This is a genomic window from Pseudomonas sp. AC211 (assembly GCF_979258055.1).
Genome location: NZ_OZ409830.1, coordinates 1,664,965 through 1,679,962 on the forward strand (window position 1 = coordinate 1,664,965; position 14,998 = coordinate 1,679,962).

Here is a 14,998-nt window from a genome sequence, read left to right on the forward strand (position 1 = left end):
GGCTAGGCGAGGCAAAAACGGGCGAGTAAGCGGAGTTGGCTGTAGCCAATGAGCGTTCCGAGCCGGTTTTTAACGAAGCCTAGCCGAGCGCAGTAGTTTCCCACTTCAAAGGGGTTGGTCGCATGTGTGGCATCGTGGGTATCGTCGGTAAGTCAAACGTCAATCAAGCGCTGTATGACGCGCTTACCGTGCTCCAACATCGCGGCCAGGACGCTGCCGGTATCGTGACCAGCCATGACGGCCGGTTGTATCTGCGCAAAGACAACGGTCTGGTGCGCGATGTGTTCCACCAGCGCCATATGCAGCGCCTGGTCGGGCACATGGGCATCGGTCACGTGCGTTATCCGACAGCGGGCAGTTCCACGTCCGCTGAAGCACAGCCTTTTTACGTGAACTCGCCGTATGGCATCACCCTGGCGCACAACGGCAACTTGACCAACGTCGAGCAGCTGGCCAAGGAGATCTACGAGTCTGATCTTCGCCACGTCAACACCAGCTCCGACTCCGAAGTGCTGCTCAACGTGTTCGCTCACGAGCTGGCCGTTCGCGGCAAGTTGCAGCCGACCGAAGACGACGTGTTCGCCGCCGTCACCGACGTGCACAAGCGCTGCACCGGCGGTTACGCCGTGGTGGCCATGGTCACTGGCTACGGCATCGTCGGTTTCCGCGACCCTAACGGCATCCGTCCGATCGTATTTGGCCAACGTCACACCGACGAAGGCGTGGAATACATGATCGCTTCGGAAAGCGTGTCGCTCGACGTGCTCGGCTTCACCCTGATCCGCGACCTGGCGCCGGGCGAAGCGGTGTACATCACCGAAGAAGGCAAGATTTCCACCCGCCAGTGCGCCACCAACCCGAAATACGCCCCGTGCATTTTCGAACACGTGTACCTCGCGCGTCCGGATTCAATCATGGACGGCATTTCGGTCTACAAAGCGCGTCTGCGTATGGGCGAGAAACTGGCCGATAAGATTCTGCGCGAGCGCCCGGATCACGACATCGACGTGGTTATCCCGATTCCGGACACCAGCCGCACGTCCGCCCTCGAACTGGCAAACCACCTGGGCGTGAAATTCCGCGAAGGCTTCGTTAAAAACCGTTACATCGGACGCACCTTCATCATGCCGGGCCAGGCTGCGCGCAAGAAATCGGTCCGCCAGAAGCTCAACGCCATTGAGCTGGAATTCCGCGGCAAGAACGTGATGCTGGTCGACGACTCCATCGTGCGCGGCACCACCTGCAAGCAGATCATTCAGATGGCCCGCGAAGCCGGGGCGAAGAACGTGTACTTCTGCTCGGCAGCGCCGGCGGTTCGTTACCCGAACGTGTACGGCATCGACATGCCGAGCGCCCACGAACTGATCGCCCACAACCGCACCACCGAGGAAGTGGCTGAACTGATCGGCGCCGACTGGCTGGTGTATCAGGACCTCAGCGACCTCATCGACGCGGTGGGCGGCGGCAAGGTCAAGATCGACCAGTTCGATTGCGCGGTGTTTGATGGCAAGTACGTCACCGGCGACGTCAACGAGGCGTACCTAAACAAAATCGAACAGGCGCGCAACGACTCGTCGAAGCTCAAGACCAACGTAGTCAGCGCCATCATCGACCTGTACAACAATTGATAACCCCAGCCCGCGAAAGCGGGCTGAACGTTTTAGTGCTGAACATTTGATGGAGAAAGGGCATGACGCAGGAATGGGATGCCGGTCGGCTGGACAGTGACCTCGAAGGCGTAGGCTTCGACACCCTGGCGGTGCGCGCCGGGCAACACCGTACCCCTGAAGGCGAGCATGGCGAGGCGATGTTCTTCACCTCGAGCTACGTGTTCCGCACTGCCGCCGACGCCGCTGCGCGTTTTTTCCGGCGAAGTGCCGGGCAACGTCTATTCGCGTTACACCAACCCCACCGTGCGTACCTTCGAAGAGCGCCTCGCCGCGCTGGAAGGCGCCGAGCAAGCAGTCGCAACGGCGTCCGGCATGTCGGCGATCATGGGCGTGGTCATGGCGTTCTGCAGCGCTGGCGACCACGTACTGGTGTCGCGCAGCGTGTTTGGTTCGACCATTAGCCTGTTCGAAAAATACCTGAAGCGCTTTGGCGTGCAGGTCGACTATGTCGAGCTGACCAACGTCGCCGGCTGGGGCGAAGCCTGCAAGCCCAACACCAAAATGTTCTTTGTCGAATCACCCTCCAACCCGTTGGCCGAGCTGGTGGACATCGCCGCGTTGGCCGAAGTGGCTCATGCCCACGGCGCGAAACTGGTGGTCGACAACTGCTTCTGCACGCCGGTGCTGCAAAAGCCACTGGCGCTCGGCGCCGACGTGGTGGTGCATTCGGCTACCAAATTTATCGACGGCCAGGGTCGTTGCCTGGGCGGCGTGGTGGCCGGCAGTGCCAAGTTGATGGCCGAGCTGGTGGGCTTCGTGCGCACCGTTGGCCCGACCCTAAGCCCGTTCAACGCCTGGGTGTTCCTCAAAGGTCTGGAAACCCTGCGCATCCGCATGCAAGCCCATTGCGCCAGCGCGCTGCACTTGGCCCAGTGGCTGGAGCAGCAGCCGGGCATCGAGAAGGTTCACTACGCCGGCTTGCCGAGCCATCCGCAACACGAACTGGCCAAGCGTCAGCAACGTGCGTTTGGCGCCGTGGTGAGCTTTGAAGTGAAGGGTGGCAAAGAGGGCGCCTGGCGCTTTATCGACGCCACGCGTTTGCTCTCGATCACCGCTAACCTGGGCGACAGCAAATCCACCATCACCCACCCGAGCACCACGTCCCACGGTCGTTTGACGCCCGAAGAACGCGCTGCAGCGGGCATCCGCGACAGCTTGATCCGCGTGGCCGTTGGCCTCGAAGAAGTCGACGACATCCAGGCCGATCTGGCCCGGGGCCTCGCGGCGCTGTGATCGGGCGTCGCTGATGGTCGAGTTGGAAGTGGAGCGCCCGCTGGCCAGCAACGGCAAAGTCGCGTTGGTCACGGGTGCCGCTCGTGGCATCGGGCCGGGCATCGCCGCCTGGCTGATCGCCGAGGGTTGGCAAGTGGTGTTGGCCGATACCGAGCGCGAGCGCGGCGCCAAGGTCGCCAAAGCGCTCGGCGACAACGCCTGGTTTGTGGCGATGGACGTCAGCCAGGAAAGCCAAGTGGTTGAAGGCGTTGCGCAGGTGCTGGGCCAGTTCGGCCGGCTCGATGCACTGGTTAACAACGCCGGTATCGCCGACCCGCATAACGCGCCGCTGGACAGCCTGGAGCTGGCTCAGTGGAATCGCGTGCTGGCCGTCAACCTGACGGGCCCGTTGCTGCTGGCCAAACACTGCGCGCCTTATCTGCGTGCGCATTACGGCGCCATCGTTAACATCACTTCTACCCGTGCCCATCAAGCTGAAGCCGACACCGAAGCCTATTCGGCGAGCAAAGGCGGGCTGCTGGCACTCACTCGCGCGCTGGCAATCAGCCTGGGGCCGGACATCCGCGTCAACGCCGTCAGCCCAGGCTGGATCGACGCCCGCGACCCCAGCGAACGCCGCGCCGCGCCACTGACCGACGCCGACCACGACCAACATCCCGCCGGCCGCGTAGGCACGGTTGAAGACGTGGCCGCGCAAGTGGCGTTGCTGCTGTCGGCGAGCGCCGGGTTTGTGACTGGGCAAGAGTTTGTGGTGGATGGCGGGATGACGTGCAAGATGATTTACGCGGATTAAACAGCCGGAGTGGGCGGGGGCGGTTGCGCCTTTATTGCTTCAAAAAGCATCGCGGCTAAAGCCGCTCCTACAGGGCTCTGCATAGCCTGTGGGAGCGGCTTTAGCCGCGATGGGGTTTCCCAGACGACAACGAACGGGCCTGTTTACTGCGGCCGCAGATCAATCGCCGAATCGCCCTGGCCATCAAATAGCTGCCCCGGCTTCTGCGGCAAAATGCTCGGCCGTGCGCTATCCGCCGCGCCGCCTAATACGCGAATGTCGCTGTACTTCTTGCCCGAAAGCGCTGCCAAACCCGCGCCATCACGCACGACGCTCGGTCTGGAGGAAGACCATCAAATTGCGCTTGGTATGGGCCTCTTTGGTTGAGCGAAACAGTCGGCCCAGCCATGGGATATCGCCTAACAGCGGCACTTTCGAATCCGTCATGGTCACGTCGTCCTGAATAAGGCCGCCGAGCACAATGACCTGGCCGTCTTCGGCAAGGATGGTGCTTTTGATCGAGCGCTTGTTGGTGATCAAGTCCACCGCCTGCGCAGACAGCGTGGCGCTGGGGGCAATCGAGGAAATCTCCTGTTCGATCTCCAGCCGCAGCGAGGCGCCGTCGTTAATGTGCGGGGTGACCTTGAGGGTGACGCCGATATCTTTGCGTTCGATGGTCGTGAACGGATTGCTCGCGCCGTCGGTAGCGGTGGTGTACGAGCCGGTTTGGAAGGGCACGTTTTGCCCCACCAGAATCTCGGCTTTCTGGTTGTCGAGCGTCAACAGGCTTGGCGTGGAGAGCAGGTTGCTTTTGCTGTTGGCCGACAACGCCGTTATCAATGCGCCGAAGTTTTTGCTGCCAATTCCGATAATAGCGCCGTCGGGCAGGGTGTCCGGCACGGTGTCATCCTGGATGGCTTGCAGCACGGAACCGACAGAAAGCCCGGTATTGCCGAAGTTGACGCCGCCGACGCCACCGGTACCGCCCCGCGCATCCACAGCCCACTGCACGCCGAGCGCGTCGGTGATGTCGCCGGAAATCTCGACAATCGCTGCTTCCACCATTACCTGCGCGCGCGGTACGTCGAGCTGGTGCACGATGTCTTCGAGCATGGCCACGGTGTCTGGCTCGGCCAGCAATACCAGGGCGTTCAGGCTCTCGTCGGCGCGAATCAGAATGTTCTGCGGCTTGCCCGCACCGGCTTCGGCAGTGCCGCCGCCAGCCGGGTTTTTAATACCTTCGGAAATCTCGCCCAGCACGGTGGCCAATGCTTTGGCATCGTTATGCCGCAGCCGAATAACGCGGGTATTGGCAGAGCGGCTGCTGGGCGTGTCGAGGGATTTCGCCAGACCGACCATTCGCGCGCGGGCGGCGGGCGGGCCGATGAGAATCAAGCGGTTGGTGCGCGTGTCGGCAATCACCTGCGTACCGGCGGCCCCCTTGGCCTGCCCGTGCGCCACGCTGGCATTGAGCGCTTCGGCGGCATCGGTGACCCAGGCGTATTGCAGGTTGACCACGCTGTAGTCGTTGTTGCTCTTCTGATCCAGCTGATGAATCAGGTCTTCGATGCGCGTGATGTTGGCGCTGCGGTCGCTGATGATCAGGGCGTTCGCCGAGGTCACCGCCGCCAGGTGGCCGTACTGCGGAACGAGTGGGCGAATCAGCGGAATCAGCTCGGCGACATTGCCGTGTTGTACTTGAATCAGTCGAGTTTCCAGGCGATCCGGTGCAGCGCGACCGGTGTCGGCATCGGCCTTGGCTTCGGCGTTCGGCACGATGCGCGCCTGGTCGCCCTGGGTAATCACGCTAAAACCGTGGGTGGCCATTACCGAGAGGAAAAGCTGGTACACCTCGCTGAGATTCAGCGGCGCTTTGGACACCACGTTGACCTGGCCTTTGACGCGCGGATCGACCACAAAGGTTTGCCCGGTGATGTCAGCGATCTGGTCGACGAACTCAGCGATGTCGGCGTCCTTGAGGTTGATCGTCCAGCGTTCCTCGTTCTGCTGCTGTTCATCGTCGGCCGTGCCGTTCGCCGGTGTTATCGCGGCGCCAGCCGTGGCGCTGATGCTAAGCAGACCGCAAGCGAACAGGGCCAGGGTCAAGCGTGAAAGAGTCAATGGCATCGGCTTAATCGCTTTCCGTAGGCGGGTCGGTAGGGAGGGGTTCGGTTGAGCGCGGCGCGGCAGGGGGCTCGGGTTCGTTCACCGGCTCCTGATCGGGTTCGTCCTGACCGCCAGCGCTTTCCATCTGTTGACGCAAGGCTTCCATGCGGTCTCGCAGCTGCTGTTCATCCTGCTGTTGCAGCGTGGACAGTGCGTCCACGGCGTCGTAGCTGCTGGGAAGCGGGCGGCTGGCCGGGGCGTTTTTGTTCTTGTTGAACATCAGCGTTTCCAGGCGGCCGTTGCGCTCGATTTCGACGCGATCGCGGTACACCGCATGCAGGCGGATGCCTTTGTCGATTTCGGCGCCCACGCCGAAGCGCAGCGGCTTGGCGTTTTCCCGTTGGATGATGGCGCTGGAGCTGCGCGCATCGCTGTGAACAAAGCTGCCGCGCAGGGTCAGGCGCAGGCTGGTGGCAGGGGGCGCGGTGGTTTGCGTGACGCGGGCGGGACCGAAGAGGGTTTCTATACTGTCCAGGGCCGGTGCGCTGGACAGCTCGCTGGCCTCATCGGTCTGCACGCTTACTTGGGTGCGGTTGAGTTGGAGCCATTCGATGGTTTGCGTGGCGAAACTCAAACTGATCAACAGGATCAACAACACGCCCAACAATGTCGGGGCATTGTGCATCAGCCTGCGGAGGGTTTCGGGCACGGTCAAAGACGTTTCTCGCACTGTCGGATTTGCTGGCGGCCGATCATAGAGCAGCCAAGTGTTTTTACGCATCCACTTCGCGCCGTAGTCCTATTCTGTTTTATATGGCGGGGCGATGTGTTTTTTCGGCAGTGTGGTAAAGATAGCCGCCGTTGCACACTCTACGAGTCGCCTCGTCTAAAAATCGATAAAAAAACAGCAGCATGGCGAATGATCGTCATCCTTAATCTTGAACATGGGCGCTGAACAGCAGCCCCTTCCACAATGCCAAGGTCGGATTACAGATGAACGTTTCTCCGGTGGAAACCGTGTCACGCCGTTTACCGTTCAGTTACGCCAAGCGTAATGGCGTGGTGTTGATGCTCGATAAAGACCAGGTGTGCCTGGGCTTTCGGCCGGCTGTGGAGATGGTCGCGCTGGCCGAAGCGCAACGGTTTGTCGGCCGCCGCTTGCCGCTGCGAGCGCTCAGCCCGACCGATTTCGATCAGGCGATGGCGGCGGCCTATCAGCATGATTCTGCGTCCATGCAACTGGCTGAAGACATCGGCGGGCGGCTCGACCTGGCTGCGCTGGCCGATCAGGTGCCCGAAACCGAAGACTTGATGGAGCAGGAAGACGACGCACCGATCATTCGTTTGATCAACGCCATTCTTGGCGAATCGATCAAGGAAAACGCCTCCGATATTCACCTCGAAACCTTTGAAAAACGCTTGGTCGTGCGCTTTCGCGTCGACGGCGTGCTGCGCGAAGTGCTGGAGCCCAAACGCGAGTTGGCGGCGCTGTTGGTGTCTCGTATCAAGGTGATGGCGCGTCTGGATATTGCCGAGAAACGTGTGCCACAGGACGGTCGTATTTCCTTGCGCGTGGGCGGGCGGGAAGTGGACGTGCGAGGTTGTCGACGTTGCCCTCGGCCAACGGTGAGCGCGTGGTGTTGCGGCTGCTCGACAAACAAGCGGGGCGCTTGAGTTTGCAGCACTTGGGCATGTCCAGCCGCGACTGCCAACTAATGGAAAGCAGCGTGCGCAAACCGCACGGCATCATTCTGGTCACCGGCCCCACGGGCTCAGGGAAAACCACCACCTTGTACGCCAGCCTGGTCAGCCTCAACGACCGCACACGCAACATTCTTACCGTCGAAGACCCCATCGAATATCACCTTGAAGGCATTGGCCAAACGCAGGTCAACACCAAGGTCGACATGACTTTTGCCCGCGGCCTGCGCGCCATTCTTCGGCAAGACCCGGACGTGGTCATGGTCGGCGAAATTCGCGACGCTGAAACCGCGCAAATTGCCGTGCAGGCCTCGCTCACCGGCCACTTGGTGCTCTCAACCTTGCACACCAACAGCGCGATTGGCGCCGTAACGCGCTTGGTGGATATGGGCGTTGAACCGTTTCTGTTGTCGTCCTCGCTGCTCGGTGTGTTGGCCCAGCGCCTGGTTCGTGTGCTCTGTCCGCACTGCAAAGAAGGCCTGCCAGTCACTGAAGCCGAAGCCCAGGTGCTGGGCGTGCGCAGCGGCGAAACGCCGGTCATTCATCACCCGCGCGGCTGCCCGGAATGCAAGCAGCAGGGCTATCGCGGGCGCACCGGTATTTATGAGTTGGTGGTGTTCGATGACCGCATGCGCACGCTGGTCCACAGCGGCGCCGGCGAGCAGGAGATGACCCGTCATGCACGCGGCAACGGCCCGAGCATCCGCGATGATGGCCGGCGCAAAGTGATGCAGGGCGTCACCAGCCTGGAAGAAGTGCTGCGCGTGACGCGCGAAGACGAAGCGCCGACCACCGCTGCGCAACGGCGCGAACTATCTGCCAGTTCGCCGAATCAACACCAACGTAGGGGCGAGCGACGTGAAGACCGTTAAGTCCGTCGCCCGTGCTCTGACCGTCACCCAACCGGGCACATTCTGATGGCAGCGTTCGAATACCTTGCCCTGGACAACGCGGGGCGCCAGCAAAAGGGCGTGATGGAAGCCGACAGCGCGCGGCAAGTGCGGCAGATGCTGCGCGAAAAGCAACTGGCGCCGCTGCAAGTCAACGCCACGCGTACCCGTGAGCAGGCGAGCAACGACGGTCATTTCACCTTTGTGCGTGGGCTGTCGGCACGCGATCTGGCGATGCTCACGCGCCAGTTAGCCACCCTGATTCAAGCCGCATTGCCTATCGAAGAAGCGTTGCGCGCCGCCGCCGCTCAGGCCTCCGCACCGCGGGTGCAGGCGATGTTGCTGGCAGTGCGGGCGCGGGTGCTGGAAGGCCACAGCCTGGCGGCAGCGCTAAAAGAATTTCCCGCAGCGTTCCCCGACCTGTACCGCGCCACCGTGGCAGCGGGCGAGCACGCCGGGCATTTGGGCCCGGTGCTCGAGCAACTGGCCGACTACACCGAACAGCGCCAACAGTCGCGGCAGAAAGTACAGCTGGCGTTGTTGTACCCGCTGGTGCTGATGATCACCTCGCTGATAATCGTCGGCTTCTTGCTCGGCTATGTGGTGCCGGATGTGGTGCGGGTGTTTATCGATTCGGGGCAAACGCTGCCAGCTCTGACGCGCGGCCTGATCGCCCTCAGTGATGCGGTGAAAAGCTGGGGCTGGTTATTTGTGCTGCTGGCGATTGCTGGTGGCTTTACCGCGCGTTGGGCGCTGCGCGACGACAACGTCAAACGGCGCTGGCACGGCTTTCAATTGCGCTTGCCGCTGGTGGGCCGATTGGTGCGTGCCACCGACTGCGCGCGCTTCGCTTCGACCCTGGCCATTCTCACCCGCAGCGGCGTGCCGCTGGTGGAAGCGCTGAGCATTGGCGCCCAGGTGATTTCCAATCGCGTGATTCGCGCCGACGTGGTCTTGGCCGCGCAAAAAGTCCGCGAGGGCGGCAGCCTGACCCGCGCCCTGGAAGCCAGCGGGCAGTTTCCGCCGATGATGCTGCACATGATCGCCAGCGGCGAACGCTCCGGCGAACTGGACCAGATGCTGGCCCGCACCGCGCGTAATCAGGAGGGCGACCTGGCCGCCCAGATCGCGCTGATGGTCGGCCTGTTCGAACCTTTTATGCTGGTGTTTATGGGCGTTGTGGTGCTGCTCATTGTGCTGGCGATTCTTCTTCCAATTTTGTCTTTGAACCAACTAGTGGGGTGATCACGATGCAAGCAAACGTCATGCAAAACGGGCTGCGACAACGGCAACGCCAGCGCGGTTTTACCCTGATTGAAATCATGGTGGTGGTGGTGATTCTCGGCATTCTCGCGGCGCTGATCGTGCCCCAGGTAATGAGCCGCCCCGACCAGGCGAAAATCACTGTGGCCAAAGGCGACGTCAAAGGCATTAGCGCCGCGCTGGACATGTACAAGCTCGACAATCACGCCTATCCGAGCACCCAGCAAGGCCTCGAAGCGCTGGTGAAAAAACCGAGCGGCAACCCGGTAGCGAAAAACTGGAACGCTGACGGCTACCTCAAACGCGTGCCCGTCGACCCATGGGGCAACCCGTATCAATACCTGGCGCCCGGCAGCAAAGGCCCGTTCGATCTCTACTCCTTCGGCGCCGATGGCAAAGAAGGCGGCAGCGACAACGATGCAGATATCGGTAACTGGGATCAGTGAGTTTGAAGCGGCCGCAGGCCCTGGCCGGCTTCACGTTAGTGGAGCTGCTGGTGGTGCTGGTAATTCTGGGCACCCTGGTTGGGCTGGCGGTGCTCAGCACCGGCATCGCCGGCCCGGCGCGCGAGCTGCGCAACGAGGCCGAGCGGCTTAGCGGGCTGATTGGCGTGCTGGCCGATGAGGCCGTGTTGGACAACCGCGAATACGGCCTGTGGTTCGACGCTTCGTCCTATCAAGTGCTGCGCTACGAGCCCGGCAAAAGCCGCTGGCAGCCCGTGGATCGCGCGCCGCACCAGTTGCCTGCTTATGCCGTGCTGACGGTCGAACTCGAAGGTGCCGCGCTGAAACTTCCCAGCCAACACGCTGAAGAAGACCAACCCAAAGACGCCGAGCGCAGCCCGCAAGTGCTGATTCTATCCAGCGGTGAACTCAGTCCCTTTCGCCTACAACTGGCCGAGAAGCGTGCCCAAGGCGCGCGCTTGCAGATGTCCACCGACGGCTTTCGCTTGCCCAAAGTTGAAGCAGCAGACGGCAAAGGAGCCGGCAAGTGAGCCGCTGCCGTGGCTTCACCTTGCTCGAAGTGTTGGTAGCCCTGGCGATATTTGCGTTGGTGGCGGCCAGCGTTCTGGGCGTTAGCGCCCGCAGCTTGCAGACGGCCGCGCGGCTTGAAGACAAAACCCTGGCCATGTGGATCGCCGACAACCAGCTCAGCGACATGCAATTGGCCCCCGCCGTGCCCAGCATCGGCAATCAGCAGGGCCAGGTCGATTTCGCCAACCGCCAGTGGCAATGGCAAAGCACCGTCGAAGACACCAGCGAGCCAACCATGCGCCGCATCACCGTGTGGGTCGCCACGCGGGACGAGCGTGGGCGCGGGGGCGAAATCAAAGACCGCGCCGTCGCCAGCCTGGTCGGCTTTGTCACCACCGAGCCCATCGAGGCCGGGCAATGAAACGCGCGCAAGGCTTTACCCTGCTGGAGCTGCTGATTGCCGTGGCCATCTTTGCGCTGCTGGCCTTGGCGACCTATCGCATGCTGAGCAGCGTGATGCAGGCCGACAGCGCCACGCGCAGTCACGAGCAGCAATTGCGCGAACTGGTGCGCGGCATGGCCGCGTTCGAGCGTGATGTGTTGCAAGCGGTGCCGCGCCTGGTGCGCGATCCGTTTGGCGATGAACGTGCCGCGTTGCGCGGTGAAGACGGCGACGCCACTGCTCTGGAATTCACTCGCACCGGCTGGCGCAACCCCATGGGCGCCGGTCGGTCGCGCTTGCAACGGGTGCGCTGGGAACTCAGCGGCGAGCAACTACAACGCCGCTACTGGCCGGTGCTCGATCAAGCGCAAGACAGCCAGCCGCAGGTGCAAGCCGTGCTCGATGGCGTCACCCGCATGACGCTTCGCTACCTCGACCGCCAGGGCCAATGGCAAGCCAGTTGGCCGCCTGCCGACGGCAACGAAAGCGAGCGCCTGGAACAGCTGCCCAAAGCCTTGGAACTGGTGCTTGAACACCGGCGCTACGGCCAGATTCGCCGCGTGCTGCGCCTGCCCGATCTGCCCGCCGAAGGTAACCCTGGCGACGGTCAGAACCCGGATAATCCTAACGCCAACCCAGACGCCAACCCGGACGGCCAAAGCCCGGCGCCCGATGATTCGCAGGTGCTGGAATGAAGCGTCAACAGGGTGTGGCGCTGATCACCGTGCTGCTGGTCGTGGCGGTAGTCACTGTGGTGTGCGCCGGCATGATCGCCCGCCAACATGTGGCCATTCGCAGCAGCGCCAATCTGCTCGATACCCGTCAAGCCTGGCAGTACGCGCTGGGCGGCGAGACGCTGGCCAAGGCCGTGCTTAAACGCGATGCGCGCGGCGGCGACCCGCGTCAGTCGGTGGATCATCTCGGCGAGAACTGGGCCAAACCCATGCAGCCGTTCGCGCTGGACGAAGGCGGCGTGCTCAGCGTGCGCATCGAAGACCCCAGCGGGCGCTTCAACCTCAACAGCCTGGTGCGCCAACAGCAAGTCGACGAACCCTCGGTGCTGCGCTTCCGCCGCCTGCTGCTGCGCCTGGGCATCACCACGCCCTATGCCGATCGTCTGGTGGACTGGCTCGACGTGGACCAGGAAGCCACAGGCAGCGAAGGCGCCGAAGACAATCAATACCTGCTCGCCAAGCCGGCCTATCGCGCCGCCAACCGTCGCCTTCAAGACGTCTCCGAGCTACGGTTATTGCTGGGCATGACCGAGGCTGACTTCCGCCGCCTGCAACCTTACGTAAGCGCCTTGCCGGCGGATGCGCCGTTGAACGTCAACACGGCTGGCGCCATGGTGCTGTCGTGCCTGGCCGACGGCCTGACGCCGGACCTGGCACAAGGGGTGGTGCTGGCGCGCGGCAAGGAAGGTTTCGCCTCGGTGGACGCGTTTCTCGCCCAGCCCGGCCTGGCCGGGCAGGGAATCGAGGGGCAGGGCTTGGCAGTCGGTAGTGCGTATTTTCAAGTGATCAGCGAGGTGCGAATGGGTGATCGCCGGCAGGTGGCGGTGAGTAACATGCACCGAGATCAACAAGGGCGCGTGCGTGTACTGGCGCGCGACCTTGGACAAGACGGGCTGATCGCCATTGGCGCGACCGCCTCCGCAACAAATGAGGAGCAGGCACGATGAGCCTGGTAACGATTTTTCTACCGGCGGCCGCTGCGGTGGCTGTTGACGAAACCCTGTTGGTGCACCGCATCCGCGCGGGTGTGCACGACCAGCTGTTGCTCGCCGAAGCGATGGTGGAGCTGGATGAACCGTGGCGCCTGGTGATTCCGGTCGAGGCTGTCACCGCCTGTGCCGTAGCGCTGCCCACGCAGAAAGCGCGCTGGCTGCGTCAGGCCTTGCCGTTTGCTGTGGAGGAATTGCTGGCCGAAGACGTCGAGCAATTTCACCTGGCCCTCGGCACACCGCTCGGGGACGGGCGTTACCGTATTGTCGCCGTACGCGCAGCCTGGCTGCAGGGCTGGCTCGCCGCGTGCCCGGTGGCGCCGGTGAGTATTCATGTCGATGCCGATTTGCTGCCTGACATCGGCACCCAGATTTGCTGGCTTGGCGAGCGCTGGCTGCTGGGCGGCCAGTTGGCCACGCGTATGGCGGTGGCGCAGGATGATTGGCCGCAGATTGCCGACCAGTGCCCGTTGCCCTTGCACGCCATCGCGCCGCCGACCCAAGCCTTGCCGGACGGCATCGAAACCGCCCAGCGCGAAGAGGATGTGTACCTCTGGCTCGCGGCCCAAACGGCCGGCTGCAACCTGGCCCAAGGCGAGCTGGCCAGTCGCGAAGACAGCCAAGGCTGGAAGCGCTGGCGCCCGGTGCTGGGGCTGGTGGGGTTATGGCTGGTGCTGCAATGGGGCTTCAACCTGGCGCAGGCCTGGCAGTTGCAACACAAGAGCGACACGATCGCCGCCGCCAACGCGGCGCTGTATCGCGAGTTGTTTCCGCAGGACACCAAGCTGGTGAACCTGCGTCATCAACTCGACGAACACCTGAGCCAAGGCCGCACGGCCGGGGGCAGTCGCTTTCTTGCTTTGATGGATCTGGCCAGCACCGCTGTGCAAGCTGATGGCGGTCTGGTGCGCGTTCAACAGTTGGACTTCAGCGACACCCGTGGCGACCTCGCGCTGCAACTGCAAGCGCCTGACTTCAGCGCACTGGAGCGCCTGCGCCAACGCCTGGCAGATGCCGGTTTGCCCGTGCAACTGGGCTCGGCGAGTCGGGAAAACAACGGCGTCAGCGCCCGGTTAGTCGTAGGAGGGCAGGGATGAATACCGCCACAGTCAAAATGCAGCTGCTCGACCGCTGGCAGCGCTCACCGCTGCAACGGCGCTGGACCACCCTGGCGCCGCGTGAGCGTTTGGCGCTCGGGCTGATGGTTATCTGCGTCCTCGGTGCGCTGCTCTACATCAGCTTCTGGCAACCGGCCCAACATCGTCTGCACAACGCGCGTGAAGCGCTGGCGCAGCAACTGGAACTGAGCGGCTACCTGCAAGCCAAAGCCCCGCAAGCCCGTGCCTTGGTGGAAAAACCCACCACCAGCCTGGCGCCGGAACAGCTGCAAGGTTATGTGACCAGCAGTGCGGCGGCCGCCCAGCTGACCATCGAACGCCTCGACAGCTCCGGTGATGGCAGCTTGCAAGTGAACCTGCAACCGGTGGCCTTCAACGTGCTGCTGCGTTGGTTCCAGGAGCTGGAAGGGCAGGGCGTACGAATTGACGAGGCGGGCATGGACCGCAATGAAGAAGGTTTGGTGACAGCGCGGTTGACGTTGCGGGTTGGGCAATAGGTAACGGGTCTGGAATTGCCTTTTGCAGGTAATCGCGGCTAAAGCCGCTCCCACAGGAAACACTACTTGCTGTGGGTGCTGCTGGGCGGCACCACTTTGATGTAGTGCTTAGGCGCAAAAACTTGCGGCTTAGCCAAAACAGCCTAATTCACCTAATTTCAGAAAATTTCTATACAGGGTGTTGACTTAGGTATGCCCCCCGCGTAAATTTCGCGCCTCGCAAGCAAGGGGTGATTAGCTCAGCTGGGAGAGCATCTGCCTTACAAGCAGAGGGTCGGCGGTTCGATCCCGTCATCACCCACCACTTGTGAAACCGGACGAAAGTCCACCGACGCGCAGCGGTAGTTCAGTCGGTTAGAATACCGGCCTGTCACGCCGGGGGTCGCGGGTTCGAGTCCCGTCCGCTGCGCCATTATTTGCCAAGTCCGACGTTGTCGAGCTTGAGATCAAAAGCCAACCAGGGCTTTACGATCAGACGCAGCACGTTTCACGTTGTACCGGACGAAAGTCCACCGACACGCAGCGGTAGTTCAGTCGGTTAGAATACCGGCCTGTCACGCCGGGGGTCGCGGGTTCGAGTCCCGTCCGCTGCGCCATATACGAAACCCT

At 62.5% G+C, this 14,998-nt stretch carries 11 protein-coding genes, 3 tRNA genes and 3 pseudogenes; 15 read left to right on the plus strand and 2 right to left on the minus strand.

Going from position 1 to position 14,998, the window contains the following annotated elements; translation table 11 throughout:
* Nucleotides 1-122: 122 nt before the first annotated feature.
* The 3 genes and pseudogenes from purF to ACZZZP_RS08060 all read left to right on the plus strand — a co-directional run bounded on the left by purF (nucleotide 123) and on the right by ACZZZP_RS08060 (nucleotide 3,696).
* Nucleotides 123-1,628, plus strand: coding sequence for an amidophosphoribosyltransferase (gene purF / locus ACZZZP_RS08050; RefSeq protein WP_122497202.1), 1,506 nt, complete (start codon nucleotides 123-125; stop codon nucleotides 1,626-1,628).
* Nucleotides 1,629-1,690: 62 nt separating this feature from the next.
* Nucleotides 1,691-2,903 (plus strand): annotated as a pseudogene (locus tag ACZZZP_RS08055) (O-succinylhomoserine sulfhydrylase).
* A gap of 13 nt (nucleotides 2,904-2,916) precedes the next feature.
* Nucleotides 2,917-3,696, plus strand: coding sequence for an SDR family oxidoreductase (locus ACZZZP_RS08060; protein ID WP_463382357.1), 780 nt, complete (start codon nucleotides 2,917-2,919; stop codon nucleotides 3,694-3,696).
* 143 nt (nucleotides 3,697-3,839) lie between these two features.
* Here the strand turns inward: ACZZZP_RS08060 and gspD are convergent.
* Both gspD and ACZZZP_RS08070 read right to left on the minus strand, forming a co-directional pair.
* Nucleotides 3,840-5,802: pseudogene (gene gspD, locus ACZZZP_RS08065) on the minus strand (type II secretion system secretin GspD).
* A 4-nt stretch (nucleotides 5,803-5,806) separates the two neighbouring features.
* Nucleotides 5,807-6,490 carry a type II secretion system protein N gene (locus ACZZZP_RS08070; RefSeq protein ID WP_463382358.1) on the minus strand — a complete coding sequence of 228 codons (684 nt, stop codon included), beginning with the start codon at nucleotides 6,488-6,490 and terminating at the stop codon, nucleotides 5,807-5,809.
* A gap of 284 nt (nucleotides 6,491-6,774) precedes the next feature.
* Here ACZZZP_RS08070 and gspE point away from each other — a divergent pair.
* From gspE to ACZZZP_RS08130, 12 genes and pseudogenes are all read left to right on the plus strand, one after another.
* Nucleotides 6,775-8,354, plus strand: a pseudogene (gene gspE / locus ACZZZP_RS08075) (type II secretion system ATPase GspE).
* A gap of 45 nt (nucleotides 8,355-8,399) precedes the next feature.
* Nucleotides 8,400-9,617 carry a GspF family T2SS innner membrane protein variant XcpS gene (gene xcpS, locus ACZZZP_RS08080; protein ID WP_463382359.1) on the plus strand — a complete coding sequence of 406 codons (1,218 nt, stop codon included), beginning with the start codon at nucleotides 8,400-8,402 and terminating at the stop codon, nucleotides 9,615-9,617.
* 20 nt (nucleotides 9,618-9,637) lie between these two features.
* The gene (gene gspG, locus ACZZZP_RS08085; protein ID WP_122497216.1) at nucleotides 9,638-10,081 is read left to right on the plus strand and encodes a type II secretion system major pseudopilin GspG; all 444 of its coding nucleotides are present in this window, start codon (nucleotides 9,638-9,640) and stop codon (nucleotides 10,079-10,081) included.
* A gap of 2 nt (nucleotides 10,082-10,083) precedes the next feature.
* Nucleotides 10,084-10,629 carry a type II secretion system minor pseudopilin GspH gene (gspH, locus tag ACZZZP_RS08090; RefSeq protein ID WP_463382360.1) on the plus strand — a complete coding sequence of 182 codons (546 nt, stop codon included), beginning with the start codon at nucleotides 10,084-10,086 and terminating at the stop codon, nucleotides 10,627-10,629.
* Complete coding sequence (gspI, locus tag ACZZZP_RS08095) at nucleotides 10,626-11,030, plus strand: type II secretion system minor pseudopilin GspI (RefSeq protein ID WP_122497218.1); 405 nt, start codon at nucleotides 10,626-10,628, stop codon at nucleotides 11,028-11,030. Before gspH ends, gspI begins: the two co-directional genes overlap by 4 nt.
* Nucleotides 11,027-11,746 carry a type II secretion system minor pseudopilin GspJ gene (gene gspJ / locus ACZZZP_RS08100; RefSeq protein WP_463382361.1) on the plus strand — a complete coding sequence of 240 codons (720 nt, stop codon included), beginning with the start codon at nucleotides 11,027-11,029 and terminating at the stop codon, nucleotides 11,744-11,746. Before gspI ends, gspJ begins: the two co-directional genes overlap by 4 nt.
* Nucleotides 11,743-12,732, plus strand: coding sequence for a type II secretion system minor pseudopilin GspK (gene gspK / locus ACZZZP_RS08105; protein ID WP_463382362.1), 990 nt, complete (start codon nucleotides 11,743-11,745; stop codon nucleotides 12,730-12,732). The genes gspJ and gspK overlap by 4 nt, the downstream gene beginning before the upstream one ends.
* Nucleotides 12,729-13,871, plus strand: coding sequence for a type II secretion system protein GspL (gspL, locus tag ACZZZP_RS08110; protein ID WP_463382363.1), 1,143 nt, complete (start codon nucleotides 12,729-12,731; stop codon nucleotides 13,869-13,871). Before gspK ends, gspL begins: the two co-directional genes overlap by 4 nt.
* Nucleotides 13,868-14,389: a type II secretion system protein M gene (locus tag ACZZZP_RS08115; protein WP_463382364.1), complete on the plus strand. Its 522-nt coding sequence runs from the start codon at nucleotides 13,868-13,870 to the stop codon at nucleotides 14,387-14,389. Before gspL ends, ACZZZP_RS08115 begins: the two co-directional genes overlap by 4 nt.
* Before the next feature lie 228 nt (nucleotides 14,390-14,617).
* Nucleotides 14,618-14,693: transfer RNA gene (locus ACZZZP_RS08120), tRNA-Val, on the plus strand.
* Nucleotides 14,694-14,724: 31 nt separating this feature from the next.
* Nucleotides 14,725-14,801: transfer RNA gene (locus ACZZZP_RS08125), tRNA-Asp, on the plus strand.
* Nucleotides 14,802-14,908: 107 nt separating this feature from the next.
* A tRNA-Asp gene (locus tag ACZZZP_RS08130) sits at nucleotides 14,909-14,985 on the plus strand.
* Nucleotides 14,986-14,998: the final 13 nt, after the last annotated feature.